Below are 26,965 nucleotides of genomic sequence, written 5' to 3'. Positions count from 1 at the left end.
TGCAATATCAGAATACTTCCCACTCATCTTCTGCATGCACGTTTTTGCGCGGCGTGGGCACGGCGCGCAGCACCGGACGAACCTTGACGGGCGGCGCGGCATGCGCCACGGAGATGGCGGGTCCACGCTTGAAAGGCTTGAGGGGCTTGACGGACGCCGGCGCCGTTTCATCGAGCTTGAAGACACTGACCACCTCCGCCAGCTGGCCGGCCTGTTCCTGCAGCGATTCGGCCGCCGCGGCCGATTCTTCCACCAGCGCCGCGTTCTGCTGCGTCACCTGGTCCATCTGGCTGATCGCCTGGTTGATCTGGTCGATGCCCGAGCTTTGCTCCTGCGTGGCCAGGGTGATCTCGGCCATGATATCGGTCACGCGCTGCACGCTGCTCACGATATCGGCCATCGTGCCACCCGCTTCGGCCACCAGTTTGCTGCCCTCGTCCACCGCTTCGACCGAGTCGCCGATCAGGGTCTTGATTTCCCTGGCGGCGGCGGCAGACCTTTGCGCCAGGTTGCGCACCTCGCCCGCCACCACGGCAAAGCCGCGTCCCTGCTCGCCGGCGCGCGCCGCTTCCACGGCCGCGTTCAGGGCCAGGATATTGGTCTGGAAGGCAATTCCATCGATCACGCCGATGATATCGACGATCTTGCGCGAGGAATCGTTGATGGCGTTCATCGTCTGCACCACCTTGCCCACCACGTCACCGCCCTTGACAGCGACACCCGAGGCACTGCGGGCCAGCTGATTGGCTTGCCGCGCATTGTCGGCATTCTGCCGCACGGTCGAGGTCAGCTCTTCCATCGAGGACGCCGTCTCTTCCAGCGAACTGGCTTGCTCTTCCGTGCGCGAAGACAGGTCGAGATTACCGCTGGCGATCTGCGACGAGGCCGTGGCGATGGTGTCCGTGCCGCCGCGCACCTGGCCCACTATATTGACCAGGCTGGCGTTCATATCTTTCAGCGACTGCAGCAATTGCCCCGTTTCTTCCGTCGTCGTCACCTCGATGCGGCTGGTCAGGTCACCGGCAGCCACCGTCTGCGCCACTTGCACGGCAGCATTGATGGGGCGCGTGATGGCACGCGTAATATAGGCGGCGCAAGCGATACCCAGTGCGGCAGCGAGCAGCGCAAGACTGAGCATCAGGCGTTCCGAACGCAGGACGGTGGCGGCCCCATCGGCCACGCTGGTGTCGGCCACGCCCTTGTTGAGCTTGATGATCTCGTCCAGGGTGGCTTCCGCCTTGCCGAACGGCGCACGCGAAGCCAGGTATTGTTTGTAGAAATCGACAAACAGCGCTTTCTGCTGCTGCTCGTCGTGCTGGCTTGCCAATGCGCTCAAGGTGGCGCCCACCTTGTCGTCATCGTTCTTCCAGGTGGCCCACTCGCCCTGAAAACGTTTCCACAGCAACACTTCCTCATCCGTCTGCGGCAAGGCCTCGTACAACTTGCGGCCCTGTTCGATATCCGCCCAGGCATGTTCGCGCAGGCGCAGCGCCTGGGCAAACTGCTCTTGTGACTGGTAATTGTTTTCATAGATCGCAGCCGTCAGGGTAGCCGCCGCCACCGCCGTCTGGCCTTCATTGATCATCAGCAAACCCTGGATGGAAGGTAGCCGCACCACGCCGATTTCATCGACGGCATTACCCACCTTGGCAATGCCGGCATAACCGCTGGCGCCCACCACCAGCAAGGCCAGCATCATGACAGCGACCAGGGTCGCCAGCTTCCATTTGATCAATAAATTTTTAAACATGGCGTTCTCCTTTATGTATTCGTGACAACTATCGGCAATACCGCTACTGGCCGCCTGATACGGGCCGGTGGATGCTTGTATAAAGAAGATGGCGAATGAGACATGAATTCCGTGACAATTAGCGAGATTTGCTGGCTGCCAGCATAGAGGAAAAAAAACGTTTTGACTGATACATGACTGATACAAAACAAGATTTTTTTCGTGCCACGCTGTTTGCCACAAAAACAAGGCTGAAAAAACGGCCATGGCAAGCCTGCCGCTATTGGCTGCAGAGTTGATCGTCGTATAAGATGGTCAGCAAGCAAACAATGAATATCCTGAAAAACCATGGCTTATCCTATCGAACACAAACTGGTGATCGGCGTCGCTTCGAGTGCGCTGTTTGACTTGTCCGAATCGCACCAGATCTACCTCGATAGCGGCCCCGAGGAGTACCGCAAGTATCAGGAAGCGCATATCGACAAGATCTTGCCGCGCGGCGTGGCGTTTCCCTTCATCCGCCGCTTCCTGAACATCAACAAGCACTATGTCCGGCAGTCACCGGTGGAAGTGGTGCTGTTTTCGCGCAATTCGCCGGAAACGGGTTTGCGGGTCATGCATTCCATCGCCCATTACGGACTCGACATCTCGCGCGCCGCCTTCATGACGGGCAAGCCGCCCTACCCTTATTTGCCCGCCTTCAATGCCTCGCTGTTCCTCAGCGCAAACGAAGACGACGTGCGCAGCGCGCTGGCCTGCAATTCCCCCGCTGGCCTGGTGCTGCCCTCGCGCACGGAAGACGATGAAAGCGATGAGGAATTGCGCGTGGCCTTCGACTTTGACGGCGTGATCGCCGACGATGAAGCCGAAGCCGTGTTCAAGCGCAATAATGACTTGAATGAATTCCACGCCCATGAAACCCTGCACATGGGCACGCCGCACCGGCCCGGACCGCTGGCCGGCCTGTTCCAGAAACTGGCCACCATGCAACGGCTGGAAGAAAAGGCGCAGCGGCGCGATCCCGATTACAAGAAGATCTTGCGCATCGCCATCATCACGGCGCGCAACGCGCCTTCGCACGAAAGAGTCGTGACGACCTTGAAAAGCTGGGGCGTGGCGGCGGACGAAACGTTTTTCCTGGGCGGCATGGACAAGTCGCGCGTGCTGGAAGTATTCAAGCCGCATATTTTCTTCGATGACCAGCTGAGCCACTTGAAATCGGCGGGCGGCAACATTCCCATGGTGCATGTGCCGTTTGGCGTAGCCAATGTGCTGCGTCCATAAAAAAGGCCATGTAAGAACATGGCCTGCAAAAACCGGCGCACCGAAGGGGGTACGCTGCGCCGGCCTGGTTAGCTCAATTGAGCAACTTACTGCACCAGCACCGCATTCATCGACGCGGCGTTGACCGTCGCGCCGAAACCGTTGAGGATGTGGGTGATCTCGCCCACGCCGCCCAGCGAGACGGTGGTCATATTGTGCAGCATCGCGCCATTCAAGCCCGATGCCGGCACTTCGAAGGCGTTGTGCAGCTTGATGGCGGGATTGACATTGAAGTAGCAATACACGCCCACGCCCCACGCTTCGTGGCTGGTCACGTGATCGGCCACCTTGTACGAGGCATAGCCGTTTTTGTTGCCATCCATCCACTGGGCTTGCGTCGGCACATCATACGGCGCTTCGCTCTGGTAGAAATACACCTTGCCGCGCTCGCCATTCCACAGGGTCTGGTACTTCTGGTAATGCTCGACGGCCAGGCCATAGATGAGGACATCGCTACCGTTGACGATCAGGCCATAGTCGGCCGGGTTGATCGTCCAGCCATGCGTGACTGCCCCTTCTATGCCATGGTCGGCGCGCCAGATCCACAGATTGTCGCCAATCACGTCATGGCTGTTGATGCGCACGCTGGTGGTGGCCTTGCCCTGCGAGGCGCCGCCGACGCGGGCAAAGACATCGAACAATACGGTCGGATTGGCGATGTGGCGGGTATTGCTGCCGACCGGACCGACATCGAGCAGCACCGGCGAATTGGTCACGCCGGCATCGAACAGCACGCCGGCGATCGACACGCCGTCGACATCGGCCACCGTCATCGCAGCCTTGCCCGTGGTCGGGATGATGGTGGCCAGGCCCAGGCCCAGCACCACCGTGTTGGCGTTGTTGACGCGCACGGTATCGGTCAGGTTATACACGCCTGGCGTCAGCAGCAAATGCTTGCCCTGGGCCAGCGCCGCGTTGATGGTATCTGCCGTATCGACGTTGGCCTTGGCGATATGGAACTGGCTGATCGGCAAGGATACGCCAGGACCGGCGCCATTGGCCCAGGTGATGCCCTGGCTATTGCTGCGCAGTGCAGGCACGAAGACGCTGTAGTTGCCGGCCGCATCGACGGTCAGGAACGGTTTTTCACGCACTTTCGGCGTTTGTGCAATCGTCGTGTTCGGCGGATTGGGGAAGCTGGCCACCGGCGAATTCACGTTGCCGACAAACACCATGTTCCACACGGCACTGGCCCAGTGGTTCCATTGCGAGTTGCGCGCCAGCCATTGCTGCTGGCTTTGCGAATTGACTTCGCCATCGACCAGGGTATCGGACATGAAGCCGCCGCTGGACCAGCCGCCATTGTCGGCCAGCGCCAGGTTGCCCCGGACGTGCATGCGGCGCATCGGCGCCGCTTGCGACACGGCCCACATGCTGGTGCCGCCGCTCGGTGTGAGCGAAATGTTTTCGACCGAACGCCAGAAGTTTTGCGTGGCGTTGCCGTTGAACCAGGACGCATCGACCTGGATGGTGCCATTGATATGCGTGTCGTCAGGACGCTGGCCCAGGCCCGCCACGTGGGTATAAAAGCCCACGTTGACATAAGAGGCTGGGTAATTGCCCGGTTTAAACAGCAAGGCATAGCGATTATTGCCGAACTGGTTGGTGCGTTGCTGGCTGTAAACCTGGTCCACCTGCGCCTGGATCGCCGCTGCGCTCATGCCGGGATCAAAAATCTTCACGTTCGGGCCGAAATCGGGCGTCGTACCGCCGCCCGTCGCCGGCGTCAGTTGCCATTGCTGCCCTGCACTGCCATTGCTGGTAAAGATTTGCACCGGCGTACCGTTGGCCGTGCCGGCATTGCTGACATGCAGCGCCTTGCCGCTATTTTGATTAATCAGGGTATAGGTGCCGCTGGCATTGGCGTTGATCTGCCATTGCTGGGCGCCGGTGCCATTGCTGGTGTAAATGCCGACGGGACTGGTATCGGGCGTGGCGGCCCCCAGCACGTCGAGCGCCTTGCCGCCATTCTGGTTCAGCAAAGTGTAGGTGCCATTGGCATTGCTGATGACTTGCCACTTTTGCGCGGCCGAGCCATTGGCCGTGGCAATTTCCGTGATGGTGCCGTCGCTTGAAGCGCCATTTGCCGGCTGCAGCGCCTTGCCGCTATTCGGATTGACCAAGGTGTAGACGGTGCCCGGCGTGATGGCCGCCAGCGCGGCATCACCTGCATTGGTCACGCCCTGGGCCAGCAGCTTGCTGCTCTGCCCCCCTTCTCCCTGGCCGCCGCACGCGGCCAGCATTCCACCCAGCGCCCAGAACGCCAGGAACTTGCTGATAGTCGTTTTCAAAAGTGTCTCCTCATCGAATGAAGTGGAAAAATACTTGTTGCCATCCTCCCTGTCAGGCCAGGAGGTGAGTTACCGCCACGGAAGCGAGTGCTCCTCCCGTGAAGATTCTGTGCAATGAAAACGACAGTCCGGCAAGGCCGGAACATGATCAGATCGCGGCGACATAACAGGCGGATCGATCAGTGGAAGCGCTTCCATACTCATGCCAAAAAAATTCCAACGCGTGGAATGGTGGCTAGGGTCTGTGACCTGGCTGGTTGCGGCCCAGGCGCGCAAGGCGCGGTCTCCGGGCGTGATTATTTTTATGCTACGAAGCAACTTTACGCCACGAATTTGCGCTTGTCTAGTGAAAAAAGCATTTTTTAAAAAGCAATAGTGATACGAGGGAAACGCGACTGCAGACAAACGCGGCATGGCTTGCCAGGTACTATAATGATGATTGTCGCTGCGCCGCCGAACCGGCTGGCGCGCACCTCCCTACCATTACTCTGTCATCGCCTGCATGTCATTTGACTTAAAACAATCTTTTCCCAAAGCCGGCAATCGTTTTGCCTTGCCGGCCCTCTATGGTTCCTCCGACGCCTGGGCGCTGGCCAACGCCGCGCTGGAACTGAAATCGCAGGGCCGCATGCTGGCCGTGGTAGTAGCACAAGCCAGCGACGGCCAGCGCCTGCTCGATGAAATCCCCTGGTTTGGCGGCAAGGAGCTGCGCTGCCATTTGCTGCCCGACTGGGAAACCCTGCCCTACGACGCCTTCTCGCCGCATCAGGACCTGGTCTCCGAACGCCTGGCCACTTTGCACGAAATCCAGAACCGCCAGTGCGACGTACTGATCGTGCCGGCCACCACGGCGCTGGTGCGCCTGGCGCCGCCTTCGTTTCTGGCCGCCTACACCTTCTTCTTCAAGAAGGGCGAGACGCTGGACGAAGCGCGCCTGAAGTCGCAACTGACGCTGGCCGGCTACAGCCATGTATCGCAAGTGATGTCGCCCGGCGAATACTCGGTGCGTGGCGGCCTGCTGGACCTGTTCCCCATGGGCTCGGCGCTGCCCTACCGGCTCGACCTGTTCGGCGACACAATAGAAAGCATCCGCACGTTCGACGCCGACACCCAGCGCTCGCTGTATCCCGTGCATGAAGTGCGCTTGCTGCCGGGGCGCGAATTCCCCATGGACGACGCGGCCCGCACCACTTTCCGCAGCCGCTGGCGCGAACAGTTCGAGGGCGATCCATCGCGCTCGGTGGTCTACAAGGACATCAGCAGCGGCATCGCCTCGGCCGGCATCGAGTACTACCTGCCGCTGTTTTTCGAAGAAACGGCCACCCTGTACGACTATCTGCCGCCGGACGCCGCGCTGGCCCTGGTGGGCGACATCGACGCCGCCATTGGCCGCTTCTGGACCGATACCCAATCGCGCTACCGCTTCCTGAAAGCCGACCGCGAGCGCCCCATCCTGGCGCCCGAAGCGCTGTTCCTCAGCGACGAACAGTTCTTCAGCCTGGCCAAGCCGTATCCGCGCCTGGCGATAAGCAAATCGAACGATGCGCTGGCGTCGGAACTGTCGGCGCCCATACCGAACGTGGCCGTCAACCGCCGCGCCGACGATCCGCTGGCCAACCTGCGCAGCTATCTGCTGCAGCCGGGCCGCCGCGTGATGATCTGCGCCGAATCGAACGGCCGCCGCGAAACCCTGCAACAGTATTTCGCCGAATACGATTTGCAGCTGGCGCCCGTGGAAGGCTGCGACGGCTTCCTGTTATCCGACGCCAAGCTGGTGCTGGGCGTGGCGCCGCTGCACGCCGGCTTCGAACTGTACACGGCCGATGGCAATCTGAGCTTCATCACTGAAACGGAGCTGTATGCCGGTTCGGGCCGCCGCGCGGGCGCCAAGAAACAGGAAGGCGTGACGCAGGTCGAATCGATGGTGCGCGACCTGTCGGAGCTGAAAATCGGCGATCCGGTGGTACACATCAACCACGGCATCGGCCGCTACATGGGCCTGGCCAGCATGGACCTGGGTGAAGGCGAGACCGAATTTTTGCACCTGGAATACGCCAAGGACACCAAGCTGTACGTGCCCGTCTCGCAGCTGCACGTGATTTCGCGCTACTCGGGCGCCTCGCCCGAAGACGCGCCACTGCACTCGCTCGGTTCGGGCCAGTGGGAAAAAGCCAAGAAGCGCGCGGCCGACCAGGTGCGCGACACGGCCGCCGAACTGCTCAACCTGTATGCGCGCCGCGCCCTGCGCCAGGGTCATTCCTTCGAATATTCATCGCACGATTATGAGCGTTTCGCCGACAGTTTCGGTTTCGATGAAACGCCGGACCAGGCCGAGGCCATCCGCAACGTCATCAAGGACATGACGTCCGGCAAACCGATGGACCGCCTGGTGTGCGGCGACGTCGGTTTCGGCAAGACCGAAGTCGCCCTGCGCGCCGCCTTCATCGCCGTCATGGGCGGCAAGCAGGTGGCGATCCTGGCGCCCACCACCCTCCTGGCCGAACAGCATGCGCAAACCTTCGCCGACCGTTTTGCCGACTGGCCCGTGCGCATCGCCGAACTGTCGCGCTTCCGCAGCGGCAAGGAAATCACGCAGGCGTTCAAGGGCATGGCCGACGGCACGCTGGACATCATCATCGGCACGCACAAGCTGCTGTCCGACGACGTGAAATTTACCCGCCTGGGGCTGGTCATCATCGACGAAGAACACCGGTTTGGCGTGCGCCAGAAGGAAGCGCTGAAGGCCCTGCGCGCCGAAGTCGATGTGCTGACCCTGACGGCCACGCCGATTCCGCGCACCCTGGGCATGGCGCTGGAAGGCTTGCGCGACTTTTCCATCATCGCCACGGCGCCGCAAAAGCGCCTGGCCATCAAGACTTTTGTGCGCAGCGAAGGCGAAGCGATCATCCGCGAAGCCTGTCTGCGCGAGCTGAAACGCGGCGGCCAGATCTACTTCCTGCACAATGAAGTGGAAACCATCCAGAACCGCCTGGCCATGCTGACGGAACTGCTGCCCGAGGCGCGCATCGCCGTGGCGCACGGCCAGATGCACGAGCGCGACCTGGAAAAAGTCATGCGCGACTTCGTGGCGCAGCGCTTTAACATTTTGCTGTGCACCACCATCATCGAAACCGGTATCGACGTGCCGACGGCAAACACCATCATCATGCACCGCGCCGACAAGTTCGGCCTGGCGCAGCTGCACCAGCTGCGCGGCCGCGTGGGCCGCTCGCACCACCAGGCCTACGCCTATTTGCTGGTGCACGATGTGCAGGGCTTGAGCAAGCTGGCGCAGCGCCGGCTGGACGCGATCCAGCAGATGGAAGAACTGGGCAGCGGCTTTTACCTGGCCATGCACGACCTGGAAATCCGCGGCGCCGGCGAGGTGCTGGGCGAAAGCCAGTCGGGCGAAATGACGGAGATCGGCTTCCAGCTGTATTCGGACATGCTCAACGAAGCGGTGCGCTCGCTGAAAGCAGGCAAGGAGCCGGACCTGGCCGCACCGCTGGCGTCCACCACCGAGATCAACCTGCACGTGCCGGCCCTGCTGCCTGCCGACTTCTGCGGCGACGTGCACGAGCGCCTGTCGATCTATAAACGCCTGGCCAACTGCGCCACGCAGGACAAGATCGACGATATCCAGGAAGAGCTGATCGACCGCTTCGGCAAGCTGCCCGACGCCGTCAAGGCGCTGATCGAAACGCACCGCCTGCGCATCGCTGCCAAGACCGTGGGTATCGTCAAGATAGACGTGCATGGCGAGGCGGCGACCCTGCAATTCATGCCCAAGCCGCCCATCGATCCGATGCGCATCATCGAATTGATCCAGAAAAACCGCCATATCAAGCTGCATGGACAGGACAAGCTGAAGATCAGCGCCGCCATGCCGGACCTGGCCGCGCGCGTCACGCAGATCAAGACCACCATCAAACAGTTGACCGTGTAAACTATCGCAACTATCTACGCCAGGCTGACTAATGACCAATACGACTTCCATCACCATGAATTTGATCTTGCAGGGCACGGACGGCGATAGCGCCCGCCTCGACCGCATCGCCGCGCTGGCCGCGCCCACGCACATCACGCGCCTGAGCCCCAACGCCGTGCGCTGCGAAGAAATCGCCTACTCGCCAGCGCTGCGCCCCACCATCGAAGTGGCGGCCCACGCGGCGCAGCTGGACGCCACCTACATGATGGGCTTGCGCGAGCTGTCCGAATTCAAGCTGGTGGCGATGGATATGGATTCGACCCTGATCACCATCGAATGCATCGATGAAATCGCCGACATGCAAGGCTTGAAGCCGCAGGTGGCGGCGATTACGGAAGCGGCCATGCGCGGCGAACTCGATTTTTCTGCCAGTTTGAAGCAGCGGGTGGCCCTGCTCGAAGGCCTGGACGCCTCTGCCCTGCAGCGCGTCTACGACGAGCGGCTGCAGCTGTCGCCAGGCGCCGAGAAAATGCTGGCGGCAGTGCAGGCGGCCGGCCTGAAAACCCTGCTGGTCTCGGGCGGCTTCACCTTCTTTACGGACCGCCTGAAAGAACGCCTTGGCCTGGACTACACGCACGCCAACACGCTGGAAATCATCGATGGCAAGCTGACCGGCAAAGTCCTGGGCGGCATCGTCGACGCCGAGGAGAAAAAGCGCACGGTGGAGCGCGTATGCAAGGAAATCGGCATCTCGCCATCGCAAGCCATCGTCATGGGCGACGGCGCCAACGACTTGAAAATGATGGGTATCGCCGGTCTTTCCGTGGCCTTCCGCGCCAAGCCGGTGGTACGCTCGCAAGCCGACGTGGCCCTCAATTTCGTGGGCCTCGATGGCATCCTGACTATCCTGAATTAAACTGCTACAACTGCCATAACAGCAGCGGCAGCAAGCCCCACCAGGCCAGCACCAGCAGCCATTGCAAAGCCGCCAGCAGCGCGACCCAGTCGAACTTTTCCACCCCGTGCGCCTGTTGGCGGCCGCGCCAGCAGCGGGCCAGGCCAAAGGCCACGGACAGCGGCAGCGCACCCGTGACGATGGCCAGCAGCACGCTGGCCATTGTCACGTCACCCAGGCGCAAAAAGGACTGGAACACGAAGAACGGCACGGGCAGCAGCAGCGCCAGCACGGATAATAAAGGCGCAAACAGCTGGTCGCTGCGTTTCAGCTTGCGCCGCGCTGCCCGCCACAGGCCCACCAGCAGCAGGTACAGCAGGCCGGCCAGACCCAGCGCCACACTGCCCCACAAGACCAGCATGCGCAGCATCGACGCCCGTTGATACGTGTGCAAGCCATCGCTGAACAGATAGCGGCCATCGGCCTGCATCAGCACATGCGATGGCGCGCTGCGGTCGCTGGCGCGGAACAGCAAGCCGCCCAGCGGTTCGAGTTCCCTGGGCTGGCCCTGGAATGGAATCAGGTACAGATCATCGCCATCCCATTTCAGGCGCACGAAACCGAATACCGTATCGACCCAGGCCATGCTGCTCATGGCGCCGGGCGACGGCAGGTACACGCCTTCCCAGTTTTCCACCGTGGCGGCCGGCTTGCCCGATGGCGCGGGGGCGCGCAAGGGCAGTTCCAGGTCGCGCATCAACAGCCGGTTGAAGCGCTCGTAATCGGCCGTTTCGCTATCGGTATTGAAGGCCACGAAGAAGGCGCTCTTCTGCTCGGGATACACGCACAGCATGGCGCGAAAACCCACCGTCGTGCCAGGGTGGCAGGCGCCCAGCACGTTGTGGCGGTCGCGCGTGGCCAGCGCCAGGCCGTGGCCCGCTTCCAGTCCCGCCTCTGCGGCCTGCGTGCCCACGGGATTGGAAAGCGCCGCCATCAGGGTCGCGGCGATGAAAGGGCTACCGTGCAGCTGTCCGTCGCCCATCAGGAATTGCGCCAGCTTGCCCATGTCGCCCGCCGTGGTGGTGAACTGGCCCGCCGGGCGCAGATACATCGGCACGGCCGCTTGCGTCAAACCCCGTTCGAAGTGGCCCATCGCCAGGCGCGGATCGGCCTGCGGACCCGTTTGCGTGACAAAGGCAAAGGTGCTGTCGGCCATGCCCAGCGGCTGCAGCACTTGCGTGTCCAGGTAGCGTTCATAAGGCTGGCCCGTGACTTTCTCGATCACCATGCCCAGCAAGCCATAACCCATGTTCGAATACGCATAGCGGCTGCCCGGGCGCGCATGCACGCGCAGCAGGTTGCCGCCATGGGCAAAGGCGTCAGCCAGTGGGGTATCGGGCAAGGGCCTGGTGCTGAACGCTTGCCATAAGCGCAGGTCGTCGAGGCCCGCCGTGTGCGCCAGCAAATGACGGATGCGCACCGGGTCGCTGGCTTGCCAGGAATTCTTCAGCGCCAGCTGCGGCAGTATCTGGTCCAGCGGCGTGTCGAGCGTGAGCTTGCCCTCGCTGACCAGGTGCAGCACGCCCAGCGCCAGCACCACCTTGGCGACCGAGCCCACCTGGACTCTGGTATCGGCCTGCATGGGCAGGCCGCTGGCGGCATTTTTCAGGCCGGCGGCGCCCGTGACGATGCTGCCATCGGGCTGCAGCTCGGTCCAGACGGCGCCCGTCAAGCCCTCTTCCTTCAAGCTGGCCGCGATATCGCCAGCCAGGCTGGACTTCGCTTCCTGGGCATATGCCGCGGGCACGGCCAATGCGCATAACAGGCTTGCGGCGTGCAGTAGGCGACGAAAGCGCCGCTGCAGCGGGATTCGATACTGTTCAGTTTTCAGCACTGCCACCTCTTTTATCCGTGACTGGCTCCGCAACCTTGCATAGCTTGCTACAATGAAAACTCCAGCAAGCAAGGAGCGACCATGTCACAACAGATTATTTTGGAAAACAACGTCAACCAGGCCAAGACCCTGGCCTGGTGGTTATACCTGATCCATGGCGCCAGCTTCGTGTTTTCGCTGGGCGCCTTTTCCTTCATCCCGCTGATCATCAATTATGTGAAACGGGGCGAAACGGCGGGCACCTTCGTGTACAGCCATCACAGCTGGCAAATCCGTTCCTTCTGGTGGTATGTCGTCTGGGTCGTACTGGGCGCCATCCTGTGGATGACCTTGATCGGCATCCCGGCCGCCCTCGTCGTCTGGGGTCTGGCCTGGCTGTGGAAGGCGTATCGTTTGCTGCGCGGCTTCATCGACCTGAACAACAATAACGCGATGCCGCTGTAGCCTCCGCTCAAGCCAGTGCGGCGAATGCCTGCGCTATATCGGTGATCAGGTCTTGCGGGTCTTCCAGGCCCACGTTCAGCCGCACCAGCTGACCCGCTTGCAGCCAGCCCTTGCGCATGGTAGCGACCGGGTACGGCATCACCAGGCTATTCGCGCCGCCCCAGCTGTAGCCGATCTTGAACAGCTTCAAGGCATCGACGAAGCGGTCTGTCTGCTGCTGCGTATAGCGGGCATCGAACAAGACGGAAAACAGGCCGCCTGCACCCGTAAAATCACGCTGCCAGATGGCGTGGCCAGGACAGTCTTCGAATGCCGGATGCAGCACCGTGGCGATCTCCGGCCTGCCCTTGAGCCACTGCGCCACCGTGCGCGCGCCCGCATCGTGGGCATCGAAACGCAGCTTCAGGGTCGGCAAACCGCGCAGCACCAGATAAGCATCGTCGGCCCCCACGCCCAGCCCCAGACGCATATGCGCCAGCGCCAGACGCTCGTACAAGCTACGCTCGCGCGTAATCAAGGCGCCCATCAGCACGTCGGAGCCGCCCGACTGGTACTTGGTCAGCGCCTGCATGATGATATCCACGCCCAGCTCGAAGCCGCGCAGCGCCAGGCCCGCCGACCAGGTATTATCGAGCGCCACCAGCACGCCGCGCGCATGGGCGGCCGCACAGATGGCCGGCAAGTCCGGCACTTCCATCGTCACGGAGCCCGGCGCTTCGGTCCAGATCAGCTTTGTATTCGGCTGTATCAGGGCGGCGATGCCGGCGCCGACCAGCGGATCGTAATAGCGCGCCGTGATGCCGAAATCGTGCGCCAGCCAGCGCCCCAGTTCGCGGTTCGGGTTATACACGTTTTCCGGCAGCAGCACGTCATCGCGCTTTTCAAGAGGGCGAAATCGGCCATGGCAATCGCCGCCAGGCCCGATGGCGCCAGCAGGCAGTGATTGCCGCCCTCGATCGCCGCCAGCCGCGCTTCCAGCGTAAAGGTGGTGGGCGTGCCGTGCAAGCCATAGGTATAGGCGTTTTTATCCTTCCACTCGCCCGAGCGCATCGCGGCCACGTTCTTGAACAGCACGGTGGAGGCGTGATGGATCGCATGGGGAAAGGCGGCAAAGCCGGCCGGCGCCTGGTAATCGCTGTGGATCAGCGCCGTCTGCGGGGATTTTGTCTGGGTCATGGCGTCGTCGCAAAATAAAAAAGGCGGACCGCATATGCGAGTCCGCCTTGATTGTAAGGGCTTTGGCCCTTTGATGCCGTACGACTGTTACACGCGCTTACATGCGCTTATTCAGCCGCGCCCCACAGGTCATGCGCATCGGCCGACGTGATTTTCACGTCGACGAACTGGCCCACGGCCAGCTTGCGGTGCGGCTCGTATGGCGGCTTGACGTACACCACGCCATCGATTTCCGGCGCATCGGCGGAAGAGCGGCCCACGCCGCCGGTGCGGGTGATTTCATCGATCAGCACGCGCACGGTCTTGCCGACCTTCGCTTGCAGGCGTTTTTTCGAGATTTCTTCCTGCAGCAGCATCACGCGGCCACGGCGCTCTTCGCGCACTTCTTCCGGCACCGGATTGGCGATCTCGTTGGCGGTCGCGCCTTCGACTGGCGAATAGGCAAAGCAGCCCAGGCGGTCGATCTGCGCTTCCTTCAGGAAGTCCAGCAGGTACTCGAATTCCGCTTCCGTCTCGCCAGGGAAACCGGCGATGAAGGTCGAACGGATGGTTAAATCCGGGTTGATCGCGCGCCAGGCCTGGATGCGGTCCAGGTTTTTCTCGCCGCTGGCCGGGCGCTTCATGCGCTTCAATACGTCCGGATGCGCATGCTGCATCGGGATGTCCAGGTAAGGCAGGATATGGCCGTCGCCCATCATCGGGATGATCTGGTCCACATGCGGGTATGGATAAACATAATGCAGACGCACCCAGGCGCCGTAGGACTTGGCCAGTTCGCCCAGCGCTTCGGTCAGCTGCGTCATATGGGTTTTGACAGGACGGCCATTCCAGAAGCCGGAGCGGAATTTCACGTCCACGCCATAAGCCGAGGTGTCCTGCGAAATCACCAGCAATTCCTTGACGCCCGACTTGAACAGGTTTTCCGCTTCCATCATCAATTCGGCGATAGGACGCGACACCAGGTCGCCACGCATCGACGGGATGATGCAGAAACTGCAGCGGTGGTTACAGCCTTCCGAGATTTTCAGGTAGGCGTAGTGTTTCGGCGTCAGCTTGATGCCTTGCGGCGGCAGCAGGTCGAGGAAAGGCGCATGCGGTTTCGGCAAGTGCGTGTGGACGGAGTCCATCACTTCCGCCAGCGCATGCGGGCCGGTCACGGCCAGCACTTTCGGATGCACCTTCATGATGATGTCGTCGCCGGCAGCATCCTTCTTGGCGCCCAGGCAGCCCGTCACGATGACCTTGCCGTTTTCGGCCAGCGCTTCGCCGATGGCGTCGAGCGACTCTTGCACGGCAGCGTCGATGAAGCCGCAGGTGTTGACGATGACCAGGTCGGCGCCATCATACGATTTCGCCGTTTCATAGCCTTCGGCGCGCAATTGCGTGAGGATTTGCTCGGAATCGACCAGCGCTTTCGGGCAGCCGAGGGAGACAAAGCCTACTTTTGGTGCGGCGCCGGCAATGGCGGCGCCAGGCTCGGATTTGACGACAGGAATACGGGAGATCGAATGCATGATAGATTGCCAGGAAAATTTTGACCAATCGAACATTGTACATTATTCTGCGCGCATGATCCGTGCTACGATCCTTATAAGTAAACTGAAAGTAAGCCGAAGGCCCGGTTTGTCGCATTCCAGGCCGGTTTCACCGCAAAAATGATAGCAATGACCACCACAGGAGAACCGACTACGTGGCAACACTGAAAGACGTCGCAGTGCTCGCCGGCGTAGGCATGTCGACAGCCTCGCGCGCCATTTCCGGCGCCGGCCCCGTATCGCCCGACGCCCTGGCCCGCGTGCAGGCGGCCATCAAGCAACTGAACTTCCGCCCGTCGTCGATCGGCCGCTCCTTGTCGGCCAAGTCGCTGGGCATGATAGGCATCTTCGCGCCCTCCTTCTTTGGCGCCTATTACGGCACCATCCTGAAACAGACGGACATTGAACTGCGCGCGCTGCGCCGCCACGTGGTGGTGGCCACCGGCTGCGGCGACGGCACGCCGCGCGAGGAAGCCATCGAAGCAGTCAAATTCCTGATCGGGCGAGATTGCGACGGCATCGTCGTGCTGGGCCACGACTTGCACGACGAAGACCTGGTGCAGCTGCAACGCATGCATCCGAAAATGGCGTTCCTGAACCGGCGCCACCCGGACCTGCCGCAGGCGTCGTTCTGCCCCGACCATTATCATGGCGGCACCCTGGCCGCGCGCACCCTGCTCGAAGCAGACCATCGTCACTTGGCCGTGATCTCGGGGCCGCCCGACACCCTGGACAATGAAAGCCGCTTGCAGGGATTCTTTGATGAGCTGGAACGCCATGGCATCGCCAGGCAGGATGTGCCTTTGATCAGCTCGGACTTTTCGCGCGAAGGCGGCTACGCCTCCACGCAAGCTCTGCTTGATGATGGCAAGCCATTTACGGGCCTGTTCTGCGCCAACGACGAGATGGCCGTCGGCGCCATGTCCTGCCTGCACCGGGCCGGCATCCGCGTGCCCGATGACGTATCGGTAGTCGGCTACGATGATGACTATTCCGCCGCCTTCACGGCGCCAGGCCTGACCTCCGTACACATCTCCATCCGGGAATTGACGCAAAACGCCGTGCGCTGGCTGCTGAACCAGTGCTACGGCACCAGCTACACCATCGAACGCGACTTCCCCGTCACGATTACCCTGCGCGCTTCGGTAGCGAAGCGGCAGGGAAGCTAAGCACTACAGACGCAGTTCGCTGGCGCCGTCGAACAGCGAGGCCTGCGCCGTGCGGATGGCGAACGTGGTGTGGCCGGCGTCGATCACATCCTGTTCCTGCGCCACGCTGGCGATCTGGTTGCCGTTAAAGTCCAGCCACACCACCTTGTGATTGCCCATCGCCTCGACCAGTGAAATACCGGCTTGATACGGCAAGCCCTGGCCGACGCTGATGTCTTCCGGCCGCACGCCCAGCACGCAGCTTTGCCCTTCCGCCGGCGCCTGCCTGAAGGCGTAGCCGCTCACGTCCAGGGTCACGCTGCCGCTGCGGAAGGCAATCCCGCCCGCCTCGTGGTGCAAGGTGCCGCGGAACAGGTTCATGCCCGGCGAGCCGAGGAAGGTGGCCACGAACAGATTAGCCGGTTCGCGGTAGATGGCGGCCGGCGTATCGAACTGCTGGATCACGCCGCCCTTCATCACGGCCATGCGCTGGGCCAGTGTCATCGCTTCGACCTGGTCATGCGTGACATAGATCATGGTCGCGCCCAGCTGCTGGTGCAGCTGCTTGAGCTCGCGCCGCAGTTCCGTGCGCAGCTTGGCGTCCAGGTTCGACAGCGGCTCATCGAACAGGAACACGTCGGCCTGGCGCACGATGGCGCGGCCGATCGCCACGCGCTGCCGCTGGCCGCCGGACAATTCGGCCGGCTTGCGCTTCAACAGCGGCTGCAGCTGCAGCATGTCGGCCGCGCGCGCCACCCGGCGTTCGATCTCGGCCTTGGGCGTGCCGCTGATGCGCAGGCCGAAGGACATGTTGCGCTCCACATTCATGGTCGGGTACAGCGCATAGGACTGGAACACCATGGCGATGCGCCGGTCCTTGGGATCGGCCCAGGTCATGTCGTGGCCGCTGATTTCGATGCTGCCGCCACTGACGTCGATCAGGCCGGCAATGGTGTGCAGCAGGGTCGACTTGCCGCAGCCCGAAGGCCCCAGCAAGACCACGAATTCACCGGCCTGCACGTCGAGGTTCAAGGCGTCGATGATGGTATTGCCGCCCAGCTGGATCTGAAGATTACGTATCGCTACATTAGACATGATTACCCTTGTTAGCCCTTGACCGCGCCGGAGGCGATACCGCGCACGAACCAGCGGCCGGAAATGAAATACAGACCCAGCGGCACCATCGATGTCAGGATGGTGGCCGCCATGTTCACGTTGTACAGGCGTTCGCCCGTGGTCGTATTGATGATGTTATTGAGCTGCACCGTCATCGGCAAATGGTCGGAGCCGGCAAACACCAGGCCGAACAGGAAGTCGTTCCAGATCCCCGTCACCTGCATGATGGCCGCCACCACGATGATGGGGGTGGACATCGGCAGCATCAATTGCAGGAAGATGCGCCAGAAACCGCCGCCATCGATGCGCGCCGCCTTGAACAGTTCCTGCGGCAGCGCCGCGTAGTAATTGCGGAACAGCAGGGTCATCACGGGCATGCCGAAAATGGTATGGATCAGGATAATGCCCGGCAAGGAGCTGAACAGATGCGCCATCGCCAGCAGCCGCACCAGCGGATACACCATCACCTGCACCGGCACGAAGGCGCCCATCATCAGTACGGCGAACAGCAGGTTGGCGCCGCGCGGCCGCCAGAACGACAGCGCATAGCCATTCACTGCGCCCACCGCGATCGACAAGATGGTGCTGGGCACCACGATATAGACCGAATTCCAGAAGCCGCCACGGATGCCATTGCATTCCAGGCCGGTACAAGCCGATTGCCAGGCCATGCTCCATGGCTCCAGCGTGGCGTGCACGGGCAGCGCAAACAAGGTGCCCAGGCGGATTTCTTCCATCGGCTTGACCGAGGTCACCAGCATCACATACAGCGGCAGCAGGAAGAACAGTGCGGCGCACAACAGGAAGGCATAGATGCCCAGGCGCGCCGGCGTCAGGCGCGAGCGGCGGCGGAGCGCCGGATTCATGACAGCGGCAGTCATCGCGCCACCTTGCCCTTGCTGGCGCGGTTGCGCACAAAATAGATGGGAACGACGATCGCCAGCACCGTGGTCAGCAGGACCACCGAGGCGGCCGAGGCCAGGCCGATATTGGCCCGTCCGAACAGGTAGTCCATGATGAACTTGGCCGGCACTTCGCTGGCCGTGCCCGGACCGCCCTGCGTCATGGCGACCACCGCGTCATACACCTTGACGACCATCACGAACAGCAGCACGAAGGCAGTCGAGATCGACGGCCCCAGCATCGGTAGCACGATGCTGACGTACACGCGCCAGCGCGGAATGCCGTCGATGCGGGCGGCCTTCCACATTTCATCGTCGATGCCGCGCAGGCCGGACAGCATCAGCGCCATCACCAGGCCCGAGGCTTGCCACACGGTGGCGATCACCACCGTGTAGATGGCCATGTCCTGGTCGATGATCCAGTCGAAGCGCGCATGCTCGAAACCGAGCTTGTGCAGCACCTCCTGGATGCCCAACTCAGGATTGAGCATCCATTGCCAGACCAGCCCCGTGGCCACGAAGGACATCGCATACGGATACAAAAAGACGGTACGCAGCACGCCTTCGGCGGCCACCTTCTGGTCGATGAACACGGCCAGCAGGAAACCGAGCACCAGGCAGGCGGCGATGAACAGCACGCCGTAGATCACCAGGTTATGCAGCGACAGCAGCCAGCGCTCATTGTTGAACAAGCGGATGTACTGCGCGGCGCCGACAAAATCGTCGGCCGGAAAAGTGCGCGAACTGCTGACCGACACGCGCAGGGTCCACAGCATCGTTCCCACGTAGGCGAACAATACCGTGAGCGCCATCGGCAGCAGCGCGATATTGGCGGCCAGCGAAAAGCGTCGCCGCTTCGCCGGCTTGTTGACATGACTCATACCGTCTCCCGTGAATTGCGGCGCTTACTCTTTCAAGGCGCTGGCGAAGGCCTTTTGCGCATCTTCGGCGGACTGGTTTTTATTCCAGTAATTGGTCAGCACGTCCTGCAAGGCGCCGTTGGTGTCGGGCGAGGTCAGCATCTCCGAGTTCGGCAACTGGCGCGACTTGTCCTTCATGATGGCGATACCCTGCTTGGCGCAGATGTCGAGCGAACTGTCGTCGACGTCGCCACGGATCGGAATCGATCCCTTGCGCGCGCTGAAGGCCACTTGCGGGCCTGGCGCAGTCATGGTGGTGGCCAGCAGTTTCTGCGCCTTGATCACGTCGGGATTCGACGATTTCGGGAATACGAAAGCGTCGCCTGCCACGATGTACGGCGACTTCGGACCGAAGCCGGGGAAGCAGCCGAATTCCTTGCCGGCCGTCTGTTTCGCGGCCGAGAATTCGCCCTTGGCCCAGTCGCCCATGATTTGCACGCCAGCCTTGCCGGTGATGACCATGGCGGTGGCGTCGTTCCAGTTGCGGCCCGGCGCGCCCGCATCGATGAAGCCGCGCAGTTTTTTAAACGCGATCAGCACCTGCTTGAAGGCGTCGGACTTGACGGCGTTCTGGTCGCGGTCGCGGTAGACTTTCAGGTACAGGTCGGGGCCGCCCACCATCGCGAAGATGGCGTCGAAGGTGATTTTTTCCTGCCATACCTGGCCGCCGAAGGCCAGCGGCACCACGCCGGCCGCCTTCAATTTCGCCAGGTCGGCCAGGAATTCATCCCAGGTCTTCGGTTCGTCGGCGATGCCGGCCTTTTTAAAGGCGGCCTTGGAATAGAAGAACCAGGCGGGCATGTGGATGTTGACGGGCGCTGCATAGAAATGGCCCTTGATCTTGATGGCGTTGACGATCGATGGCGGCATGATCTGGTCCCAGTTGCCCTTGATCGCCACGTCATCGATGTTATTGAGCAAACCCTGGTCGACGATATCGCGGAATTGCTGCGAAGTATTGAACTGCGCCGCCACCGGTGCATTGCCGCCCACGATGCGGTTGATGGTGGTGGCGCGCGACTGGTCGGCGCCGGCGATGGCCTGGTCGACCCACTGGCCGCCGGCCTTGTTGTAGGCATCGGCAAACTGGCGGATGGCGGCCGATTCACCGCCGGAGGTCCACCAGTGGATCACGGTAGCCTTCAAGGGCGCGGGATTTTGCGCCAGGGCTGGCGCCATGAGGGCAGCCTGGGCTGCCAGGGCCAGCGCGATTGCGCCAGCAGTTTTATTGGTTTTATTCATGTTGTCTCCTGTGAGCGTCCAGCGCTCTTTTTATGGGAATGAATCGGCTATGCCTATACCTAAAACTTTACCAGATGAAACGTCCTACAAACATCAACGATACTCACACTCCTCAAGGCTGTGCATGACGGCGTGCCAGGAAATCACGCACCAGGAAGGCGCTCTGCTTCCAGGTGCGCTTTTGCGTCGCATAATCCACATGAATAATGCCGAAGCGGCGCTCGTAACCGAAAGCCCATTCGAAGTTATCCAATAGCGACCAGATGAAATAACCGCGGATGTCCACGCCCGCCTTGACTGCGGCGTCAACGGCTGCCAGGTGGCGGTTCAGGAACGAGATGCGGCGCGGGTCCGCCACCTTGCCATCGACCACTTCATCGTCCGACGCCGTACCGTTCTCCGTAATGTAGACCGGTGGCAGGTTGGCGTATTCGTGATGGAAACCGACCAGCAAATCGTACAAGCCTTGCGGATAGACTTCCCAGCCCATCTGCGTGCGCTCCACGCCTTCCAGGTCCACTTCCAGGTAGCCATGGCCGCCATCGCTGACCACATTCGTGCGGAAATAGTAATTGATGCCGAGGAAGTCCATCGGCGCGCCGATGATGTCCATGTCGCCGTCCAGGATCAGAGGCCTGGCGCCAGGCCACAAGCTCCATAAGGCTTCCGGATAACTTTTCTTGAACAGCGGATCGAAGATCCAGTTGTTGTGCTGCAGCTCGAACAGCTCGGCTGCGCGCTGGTCGGCGGCGCTGCTGCCGGTGGTCGTGCCACGGCCCACGTTGGCCACCAGGCCCACTTGCGCGCCCGGATCATTGCGTCGCAGATGCACCAGCGCCAGGCCGTGACCGAGCAGCAGATGGTGCATCGCCTGCGTGGCGTAACGCACGTCCGCCCTGCCCGGCGCGTGGTGGCCACCGCCGTAACCGTGGAAGGCCGAGCACCAGGGTTCGTTCAGGGTGGCCCAGGCATCAACCAGGCCGGACAGTTCGCGGCTCATCAGGTCGGCGTAGTCGGCGAAACGGTAAGCCGTCTCACGGTTGAGCCAGCCGCCACGGTCTTCCAGGTGTTGCGGCAAGTCCCAGTGGTAGAGGGTGACAAAGGTTTTCAAGCCTTTTTGCTTGAGGCGCTGCAGCAGGTTTTTGTAGAAGGCGATGCCGACAGGGTTGGGCTGGCCTTGCTCATCCATGACGCGAGGCCAGGCGATCGACAAGCGGTAGCCATCGACATTCAGGGCGGCGATGGTCTCGACATCGTCTTCCCAGCGGTGGTAGTGGTCGCAGGCGAACTCGCCCGTGTCGCCAGCCAGCACCTTGCCTGGGGTGGCGGAGAAAGTATCCCAGATCGATGGCAGGCGGCCATCTTCATGCACGGCGCCTTCGATCTGGTAGGCGGCAGTGGCCACGCCCAGCAAAAAATCTTTCTTCCACAACACCGAGTCGGCCGGTGGCGAAAATTCCGTTTCCAGTGCGGCGGATACAGGCGGGACAACTGATACAGCGGCTTGATTCACACAATCTCCTTCACTTCGGATGGGAGTGGAAGCGCTTCCACAATGTGTAGTAATACTACCAGTGAAGAATTTTCAATGTCAACGCAATTTTTTGCGTAAATTGATGAGGGATGGCCCGCAAAGCCGCTTGCGCTGCGGTGCAGCAAAAAAAAACGGCACAGGGGAAAGCTCCGCTGTGCCGTTGGGTGGGGCCCGCTTGCAAGCCCCATATTTGCTGGTATTTACTTCTTGTCCGCCGGTGGTACGGGCGGTACGAACGGGAAGGTGCCGAACAGATTCTTGCTCTGGTTTTGCATTTGTTCCTGCATCTGCACAAACAGGCTCTTGCTCTGGTCGATGTAGTTATTCATCATGCCCTGCATCATCGGACCTTGCACGTTCATGAATTGTGTCCACATTTCGGGACTGAACGGCTTGCCATCGAAACTACCGGCCGAGGTGCCCGTGAATTTATGCTGGATATCGGTGAACGCCTGCACGTTCTTTTCCAGGTAGGAGCCCATCATGCCCTGCATGGCGTGGCCGTAGTAGCGGATGATTTGCGACAGCACGCCGCTGGAGAACATCGGCACGCCGCTGGCCTCCTCTTCCAGGATGATCTGCAGCAAAATGCTGCGCGTCAGGTCTTCGCTGGACTTGGCGTCCACGACCGTGAATTCTTCATTGTCCAGCACCAGCTGCTTGACGTCCGTCAAGGTGATGTAGGAACTGGTTTGGGTATCGTACAAACGGCGGTTAGGGTATTTTTTAATCAGGCGGTCTATACTTTTTTTAGCACTACTCATCACAAAGTCCCACTTATTGCGCCGCAACGCATACTGAGTTAATCCGAAAAAAAAGCGAACGTGGGGTCCGCTTTCGCACCTGCCTACTTTTTGCATTATAGAGTGGAAAACGACCACTTTGCACATTCGTGGCAAAGATTCCCACATTTATTGCAACGCAACTAGAAGTAGATTCCTGACAAGACCAGAGATTACCCTGGTCTTGGCTAGCAACAGACTTAATCTGCCCTGACTTTAACATACCGGCCAGGCGCCGGTTCGATCGCCTTGTAACGCTTGCCGCCGGGCTTGGCCGGCGCCTTTACCTCTGCGCCGCCATGTTCGGCCAGGAACGCGGCCCATTCGGACCACCAGCTGCCCGCATGTTCGGTTGCGCCGTCCAGCCACTGTTCGGCGCTCAAGGGCTTGGCTTTCGCGCTACGTGGCTGGTCGTTGCTCCAGTAGCTGCGTTTTTTCTTCGACGCCGGGTTGATCACGCCGGCGATATGGCCCGAGGCGCCGAGGATAAACCGGTTGGCTTTCGGCTTCTTCGGATTGAGCAGTGCCGTCGATGCGTAGGCAGAGCCCCAGGGCACGATGTGGTCTTCGCGCGAGCCGTAAATAAAGGCTGGCGCATCGATGCTGCTCAAGTCGATTTTCTCGCCAGCCACCGTCAGCTTGCCCGGCACTTTCAGGCTGTTTTCCAGGTAGGTGTGGCGCAGATACCAGCAAAACATGGGGCCTGGCAGGCTGGTGCCATCGCCGTTCCAGTACAGCAAATCGAAGGCGACCGGCTCCTTGCCCTTCAGATAATTCGACTGCACGTAATTCCACACCAGGTCGTTCGGACGCAGGCTGGAGAAAGTACTGCCCAGGTCACGGCCGGACATCAGCCCGCCCTTGCCCAGGGTCTGCTCGCGCAGCGCCACTTGCGGTTCATCGACGAAGACCTCGAGCGCGCCCGTGTCGCAAAAGTCGAGGAAGGTGGTCAGCAGGGTTAGGCTCGATGCGGGATTCTGTCCGCGCGCCTTCAGCACGGCCAGCGCGGTCGAGACGATGGTGCCGCCCACGCAAAAGCCGAACATGTTCAATTTTTCCTGGCCCGAAATCTCTTGCGTGACACGGATCGCTTCGATCACGCCCTGCTCCACGTAATCATCCCAGGTGACGTGCTGCATGCTCATGTCGGGATTGCGCCACGAGATCAGGAACACGCTATTGCCCTGCTCCACCGCGTAGCGCACCAGCGAGTTTTCAGGCTGCAAGTCCAGGATATAAAATTTGTTGATGCACGGCGGCACCATCAGCAGCGGACGCGCATGCACGGTGGCCGTGCTCGGCGTGTACTGGATCAGCTGGAACAGGGCGTTTTCAAACACCACCGTACCCGGCGTGGTGGCCACGTTGCGGCCCACTTCGAAGGCGGACTCGTCGGACTGCGAAATGCGGCCTTTCTGCATATCGGCCAGCATATTCGTCAAGCCCTTGGCCAGGCTTTCGCCCTTGGTCTCGATCAGGGTTTGCTGGGCGTCGGGATTGGTCGCCAGGAAATTGGCCGGCGACATGGCGTCAACAATTTGCTGTACCGCAAAACGGATTTTTTGTTTCTGATGTGGCGACGCTTCGACCGCCTCGGCCATGGCGGCCAGGAATTCGGCGTTCAGCAGATACGCGGCGGCATTGAAGGCCGACAAGGGACTGGCATGCCAGGCTGGCGCGGCAAAGCGGCGGTCTTTCAGTTCCGGCGTCTTGCCCCCCATGAAATCGCCCCACAAGCCCGTCAGCTTGGCCATGTAGTCATTCTTTAATTGTTCCACCACTTCCGGCTTGATGCTGGCCCCGGCGTCCTGCAAAATGCCGGCCATGGGATTTGCTGCCGGCTGGGGTACCATGTTGAACCAGGTCTTCCACTGGTTCGGATCGCTGATCTGCGCCATCCACTCCTGGGTCATGACTTGGGGATCGGGCATATTCATTGTGTAAATCCATTCCATTAAAGAATTAAGATGTCGTCACTCTCTACTGTATCCAGCCTCGCCTGGCCTGGTTAAAACCTATGATGCTGATCGTTGCTATTGCATGGATTTACGTGGTGGGCCTGATGGCCCTCACCGAACCGTCCTTTGTTGCCGGACTGATGACGTTCCTCCTGTACTGTCTTATTCCTTTGTCTATCCTATTCTATCTGACCGGGTCAAAAAGACGCAAACGGCGCGCCGCAGACAAAGCCGCCGCAGCGACCGCGGCTTCTGCAGACGATAAAACAAAAACGGCAGACACATAAGCGTCTGCCGTTCATATTATTTGCGCCAGATCAAACTGGCCTGTCGTCCGGTGACGCCATCGCGCCGGTAGGAATAAAACTGCGCCGCATCGCTGACAGTGCAATACTCGCCGCCCGCTACCCGACTCACACCGTCACGCCGCAGCATGAGGCGTGCCAGCGCATATATGTCCGCCAGGTATTTGCCCGGCTTGCCAGCAATGGCAATAAACGCGTCCGACAAGGACTGCGCTTCGACCGCATCGCGCGCGCCGTCGCGAAACGCCTGCAATACGTCAGCGCCTACTTCAAACGCGCCAGGACCGATGGCCGGCCCCAGCCAGGCCAGGATTTCCGTGGCGCCGCGCGCGCGCATCTCTTGCACGGTCGTCTGCAAGACACCGTTGGCCAGGCCGCGCCAGCCCGCATGCGCGGCCCCCACCACCTGGCCGTCATGCGAACAGAACAAAACCGGCAGGCAATCGGCCGTCATCACGGTGCACACCACGCCGGGCTGCGTGGCCACGCTGGCGTCGGCGTCCGGCACGCAGCCGGCAAGCCCAGCTGCATCGGCCACGGCCACGCCATGCACTTGCGACAGCCAGGCCGGCTCCGACGGCAACGCTGCCGCCAGCCGTGCCCGGTTCTGCGCCACGCAGGCTGGATCGTCGCCCACGTGCACGCCCAGGTTCAAGCCGCCGCCACCCCGCCCATCATCATACGGCCCCAGGCTGGCGCCGCCCGCGCGCACGGTCGACAAGGCACCGACATTGGCAGGCAGGCCTGGCCAGTCGGGAACAATATGCGGCACGGCGATGGCGATCTGCATCAGACCAGTTCCGGCTCGGGAATACCGGCCTTGGCGATCAGTTCGGCAAAGTCATCAGCCAGCGGCACCAGCCATTCGCATTGCTCGCCCGTGCCCGGATGGACCAGGCCCAGCCGGCGCGCCTGCAGCGCCTGGCGCGGGAAGACGGAAACCAGGTGCGGCTTGCCATACACGTAGTCACCGACCAGGGCGAACCCCAGGTGCTGCATGTGCACGCGGATCTGATGCGTGCGGCCTGTTTCCAGGCGGCATTGCATCAGGCTCACGGGACGACGGTCGAGTTCGCCGCTGCCGATCAATTCATAGTGCGTGATAGCCGGCTTGGCGGTGAAGTTTTCTGACACGGCCATTTTGACGCGGTCGCGCGGGTGGCGCGCGATGGAAGCGTCGATGGTGCCCGCCACTTTCGGCGTGCCCCATACCAGCGCGAAATATTCACGCTTGACGGTGCGCGCCTGCAACTGGCGCACCAGGTCCGTTTGCGAGGCCAGCGTCTTGCCCACCACCATCAAGCCGCTGGTATCCTTGTCCAGGCGGTGCACGATGCCGGCGCGCGGCACGCCAGCGAGCTGCGGGCAGTGGTGCAGCAGGCCGTTGAGCAAGGTGCCCGACCAGTTGCCAGGACCCGGATGGACCACCAGTCCGGCCGGTTTATTGATCACGATGATGTGTTCATCTTCGTGCACGATGTTCAATTCCATCGCTTCCGGCTTAAAAGCCTCGTCTTCCGGCGCACTTTGCGGCAGAATGACGATCTTTTCATCGCCATAGGCGGTCATATTGCGTTTCGCAACTTTACCGTCCACGGTGACGAAACCGGCTTCCAGCCACAATTGCAAACGGCTGCGCGAATACTGCGGCACCAGCTTGGAAATGACCTTGTCGAGGCGATGTCCGCAGGCGTCCGGCGTTAGTTCCAGGTGGATCGGCGCCAGGTCATCGAACAGCTCGTCGCCGTCAAATGCCTCGTCGGCATCCTGTGCATCTGTGTGCACATCGACGTCGTTGAGGTCGGAGTCAGATAGGGGGGCAGCCAAATTCGGCTTAGAAGTT

The 26,965-nt window shown here is 61.3% G+C and carries 19 protein-coding genes and 1 pseudogene; 6 read left to right on the top strand and 14 right to left on the bottom strand.

What is annotated here, in order from left to right; translation table 11 throughout:
• Window positions 1–7: 7 nt before the first annotated feature.
• Window positions 8–1,750: a methyl-accepting chemotaxis protein gene (locus ACL9RI_RS04505; protein ID WP_422725383.1), complete on the bottom strand. Its 1,743-nt coding sequence runs from the start codon at window positions 1,748–1,750 to the stop codon at window positions 8–10.
• A 327-nt stretch (window positions 1,751–2,077) separates the two neighbouring features.
• Here ACL9RI_RS04505 and ACL9RI_RS04500 point away from each other — a divergent pair, with 327 nt between their 5' ends.
• Window positions 2,078–3,013, top strand: coding sequence for a 5'-nucleotidase (locus ACL9RI_RS04500; protein WP_422725382.1), 936 nt, complete (start codon window positions 2,078–2,080; stop codon window positions 3,011–3,013).
• An 86-nt stretch (window positions 3,014–3,099) separates the two neighbouring features.
• Here the strand turns inward: ACL9RI_RS04500 and ACL9RI_RS04495 are convergent, their stop codons facing one another.
• Window positions 3,100–5,343: an RICIN domain-containing protein gene (locus tag ACL9RI_RS04495; RefSeq protein ID WP_422725381.1), complete on the bottom strand. Its 2,244-nt coding sequence runs from the start codon at window positions 5,341–5,343 to the stop codon at window positions 3,100–3,102.
• 502 nt (window positions 5,344–5,845) lie between these two features.
• Here ACL9RI_RS04495 and mfd point away from each other — a divergent pair.
• Window positions 5,846–9,289, top strand: a complete 3,444-nt coding sequence (mfd, locus tag ACL9RI_RS04490; protein WP_422725380.1) for a transcription-repair coupling factor — start codon at window positions 5,846–5,848, stop codon at window positions 9,287–9,289.
• A 31-nt stretch (window positions 9,290–9,320) separates the two neighbouring features.
• Window positions 9,321–10,187 (top strand): phosphoserine phosphatase SerB, encoded by an 867-nt coding sequence (gene serB, locus ACL9RI_RS04485; RefSeq protein WP_422725379.1) that lies wholly within the window; start codon window positions 9,321–9,323, stop codon window positions 10,185–10,187.
• A 4-nt stretch (window positions 10,188–10,191) separates the two neighbouring features.
• On the opposite strand, the gene ACL9RI_RS04480 is transcribed toward serB, so the two are convergent.
• On the bottom strand, window positions 10,192–11,973 hold the full coding sequence (locus tag ACL9RI_RS04480) for a serine hydrolase domain-containing protein (protein ID WP_422725378.1): 1,782 nt from the start codon (window positions 11,971–11,973) through the stop codon (window positions 10,192–10,194).
• 168 nt (window positions 11,974–12,141) lie between these two features.
• On the opposite strand from ACL9RI_RS04480, the gene ACL9RI_RS04475 reads away from it, so the two are divergent.
• The gene (locus ACL9RI_RS04475; RefSeq protein ID WP_422725377.1) at window positions 12,142–12,504 is read left to right on the top strand and encodes a DUF4870 family protein; all 363 of its coding nucleotides are present in this window, start codon (window positions 12,142–12,144) and stop codon (window positions 12,502–12,504) included.
• 7 nt (window positions 12,505–12,511) lie between these two features.
• On the opposite strand, the pseudogene ACL9RI_RS04470 reads toward ACL9RI_RS04475, so the two are convergent.
• Window positions 12,512–13,680 (bottom strand): annotated as a pseudogene (locus tag ACL9RI_RS04470) (cystathionine beta-lyase).
• Window positions 13,681–13,787: 107 nt separating this feature from the next.
• Window positions 13,788–15,194, bottom strand: a complete 1,407-nt coding sequence (gene rimO, locus ACL9RI_RS04465; RefSeq protein WP_422725376.1) for a 30S ribosomal protein S12 methylthiotransferase RimO — start codon at window positions 15,192–15,194, stop codon at window positions 13,788–13,790.
• Window positions 15,195–15,370: 176 nt separating this feature from the next.
• On the opposite strand from rimO, the gene ACL9RI_RS04460 reads away from it, so the two are divergent.
• The gene (locus ACL9RI_RS04460; RefSeq protein WP_422725375.1) at window positions 15,371–16,384 is read left to right on the top strand and encodes a substrate-binding domain-containing protein; all 1,014 of its coding nucleotides are present in this window, start codon (window positions 15,371–15,373) and stop codon (window positions 16,382–16,384) included.
• 3 nt (window positions 16,385–16,387) lie between these two features.
• Here ACL9RI_RS04460 and ACL9RI_RS04455 read toward each other — a convergent pair whose 3' ends face one another.
• The 7 genes from ACL9RI_RS04455 to phaC form a co-directional block, all read right to left on the bottom strand.
• Entirely contained in the window at window positions 16,388–17,458 is a 1,071-nt protein-coding gene (locus ACL9RI_RS04455) for an ABC transporter ATP-binding protein (protein WP_422725374.1), read from the bottom strand.
• Window positions 17,459–17,469: 11 nt separating this feature from the next.
• Window positions 17,470–18,345: a carbohydrate ABC transporter permease gene (locus tag ACL9RI_RS04450; RefSeq protein ID WP_422725373.1), complete on the bottom strand. Its 876-nt coding sequence runs from the start codon at window positions 18,343–18,345 to the stop codon at window positions 17,470–17,472.
• Window positions 18,346–18,356: 11 nt separating this feature from the next.
• Window positions 18,357–19,262 (bottom strand): carbohydrate ABC transporter permease, encoded by a 906-nt coding sequence (locus tag ACL9RI_RS04445; RefSeq protein WP_422725372.1) that lies wholly within the window; start codon window positions 19,260–19,262, stop codon window positions 18,357–18,359.
• 24 nt (window positions 19,263–19,286) lie between these two features.
• Window positions 19,287–20,480, bottom strand: coding sequence for an ABC transporter substrate-binding protein (locus ACL9RI_RS04440; RefSeq protein ID WP_422725729.1), 1,194 nt, complete (start codon window positions 20,478–20,480; stop codon window positions 19,287–19,289).
• A gap of 175 nt (window positions 20,481–20,655) precedes the next feature.
• Window positions 20,656–22,056: a GH1 family beta-glucosidase gene (locus tag ACL9RI_RS04435; RefSeq protein ID WP_422725371.1), complete on the bottom strand. Its 1,401-nt coding sequence runs from the start codon at window positions 22,054–22,056 to the stop codon at window positions 20,656–20,658.
• 221 nt (window positions 22,057–22,277) lie between these two features.
• Window positions 22,278–22,841: a polyhydroxyalkanoate synthesis repressor PhaR gene (phaR, locus tag ACL9RI_RS04430; RefSeq protein WP_422725370.1), complete on the bottom strand. Its 564-nt coding sequence runs from the start codon at window positions 22,839–22,841 to the stop codon at window positions 22,278–22,280.
• Between the two features lie 218 nt (window positions 22,842–23,059).
• On the bottom strand, window positions 23,060–24,796 hold the full coding sequence (gene phaC / locus ACL9RI_RS04425; RefSeq protein ID WP_422725369.1) for a class I poly(R)-hydroxyalkanoic acid synthase: 1,737 nt from the start codon (window positions 24,794–24,796) through the stop codon (window positions 23,060–23,062).
• Window positions 24,797–24,876: 80 nt separating this feature from the next.
• Here phaC and ACL9RI_RS04420 point away from each other — a divergent pair, with 80 nt between their 5' ends.
• A complete protein-coding gene (locus ACL9RI_RS04420; protein ID WP_422725368.1) occupies window positions 24,877–25,104 on the top strand; it encodes a hypothetical protein in 228 nt (75 codons plus the stop codon).
• A 16-nt stretch (window positions 25,105–25,120) separates the two neighbouring features.
• On the opposite strand, the gene pgeF is transcribed toward ACL9RI_RS04420, so the two are convergent.
• Window positions 25,121–25,912, bottom strand: a complete 792-nt coding sequence (gene pgeF / locus ACL9RI_RS04415; RefSeq protein ID WP_422725367.1) for a peptidoglycan editing factor PgeF — start codon at window positions 25,910–25,912, stop codon at window positions 25,121–25,123.
• On the bottom strand, window positions 25,912–26,907 hold the full coding sequence (locus ACL9RI_RS04410; protein ID WP_422725366.1) for an RluA family pseudouridine synthase: 996 nt from the start codon (window positions 26,905–26,907) through the stop codon (window positions 25,912–25,914). The genes pgeF and ACL9RI_RS04410 overlap by 1 nt, the downstream gene beginning before the upstream one ends.
• Between the last annotated feature and the right edge of the window lie 58 nt (window positions 26,908–26,965).

The organism is Janthinobacterium sp. Mn2066, assembly GCF_049319705.1.
GTDB lineage: Bacteria > Pseudomonadota > Gammaproteobacteria > Burkholderiales > Burkholderiaceae_D > Janthinobacterium.
The sequence above is the reverse complement of the archived record's forward strand: the minus strand, read 5'-3'. Positions and strand labels throughout refer to the sequence as shown.

Excerpts from the sequence above, each read along its gene's own strand:
- ACL9RI_RS04420 (WP_422725368.1), top strand. The coding sequence starts at position 24,877 with ATGATGCTGATCGTTGCTATTGCATGGATTTACGTGGTGGGCCTGATG.
- ACL9RI_RS04505 (WP_422725383.1), bottom strand. The coding sequence starts at position 1,750 with ATGTTTAAAAATTTATTGATCAAATGGAAGCTGGCGACCCTGGTCGCT.
- phaR (WP_422725370.1), bottom strand. The coding sequence starts at position 22,841 with ATGAGTAGTGCTAAAAAAAGTATAGACCGCCTGATTAAAAAATACCCT.
- serB (WP_422725379.1), top strand. The coding sequence starts at position 9,321 with ATGACCAATACGACTTCCATCACCATGAATTTGATCTTGCAGGGCACG.
- phaC (WP_422725369.1), bottom strand. The coding sequence starts at position 24,796 with ATGAATATGCCCGATCCCCAAGTCATGACCCAGGAGTGGATGGCGCAG.
- rimO (WP_422725376.1), bottom strand. The coding sequence starts at position 15,194 with ATGCATTCGATCTCCCGTATTCCTGTCGTCAAATCCGAGCCTGGCGCC.
- ACL9RI_RS04500 (WP_422725382.1), top strand. The coding sequence starts at position 2,078 with ATGGCTTATCCTATCGAACACAAACTGGTGATCGGCGTCGCTTCGAGT.
- ACL9RI_RS04445 (WP_422725372.1), bottom strand. The coding sequence starts at position 19,262 with ATGAGTCATGTCAACAAGCCGGCGAAGCGGCGACGCTTTTCGCTGGCC.
- pgeF (WP_422725367.1), bottom strand. The coding sequence starts at position 25,912 with ATGCAGATCGCCATCGCCGTGCCGCATATTGTTCCCGACTGGCCAGGC.
- ACL9RI_RS04475 (WP_422725377.1), top strand. The coding sequence starts at position 12,142 with ATGTCACAACAGATTATTTTGGAAAACAACGTCAACCAGGCCAAGACC.
- ACL9RI_RS04455 (WP_422725374.1), bottom strand. The coding sequence starts at position 17,458 with ATGTCTAATGTAGCGATACGTAATCTTCAGATCCAGCTGGGCGGCAAT.
- ACL9RI_RS04440 (WP_422725729.1), bottom strand. The coding sequence starts at position 20,480 with ATGGCGCCAGCCCTGGCGCAAAATCCCGCGCCCTTGAAGGCTACCGTG.
- mfd (WP_422725380.1), top strand. The coding sequence starts at position 5,846 with ATGTCATTTGACTTAAAACAATCTTTTCCCAAAGCCGGCAATCGTTTT.
- ACL9RI_RS04450 (WP_422725373.1), bottom strand. The coding sequence starts at position 18,345 with ATGAATCCGGCGCTCCGCCGCCGCTCGCGCCTGACGCCGGCGCGCCTG.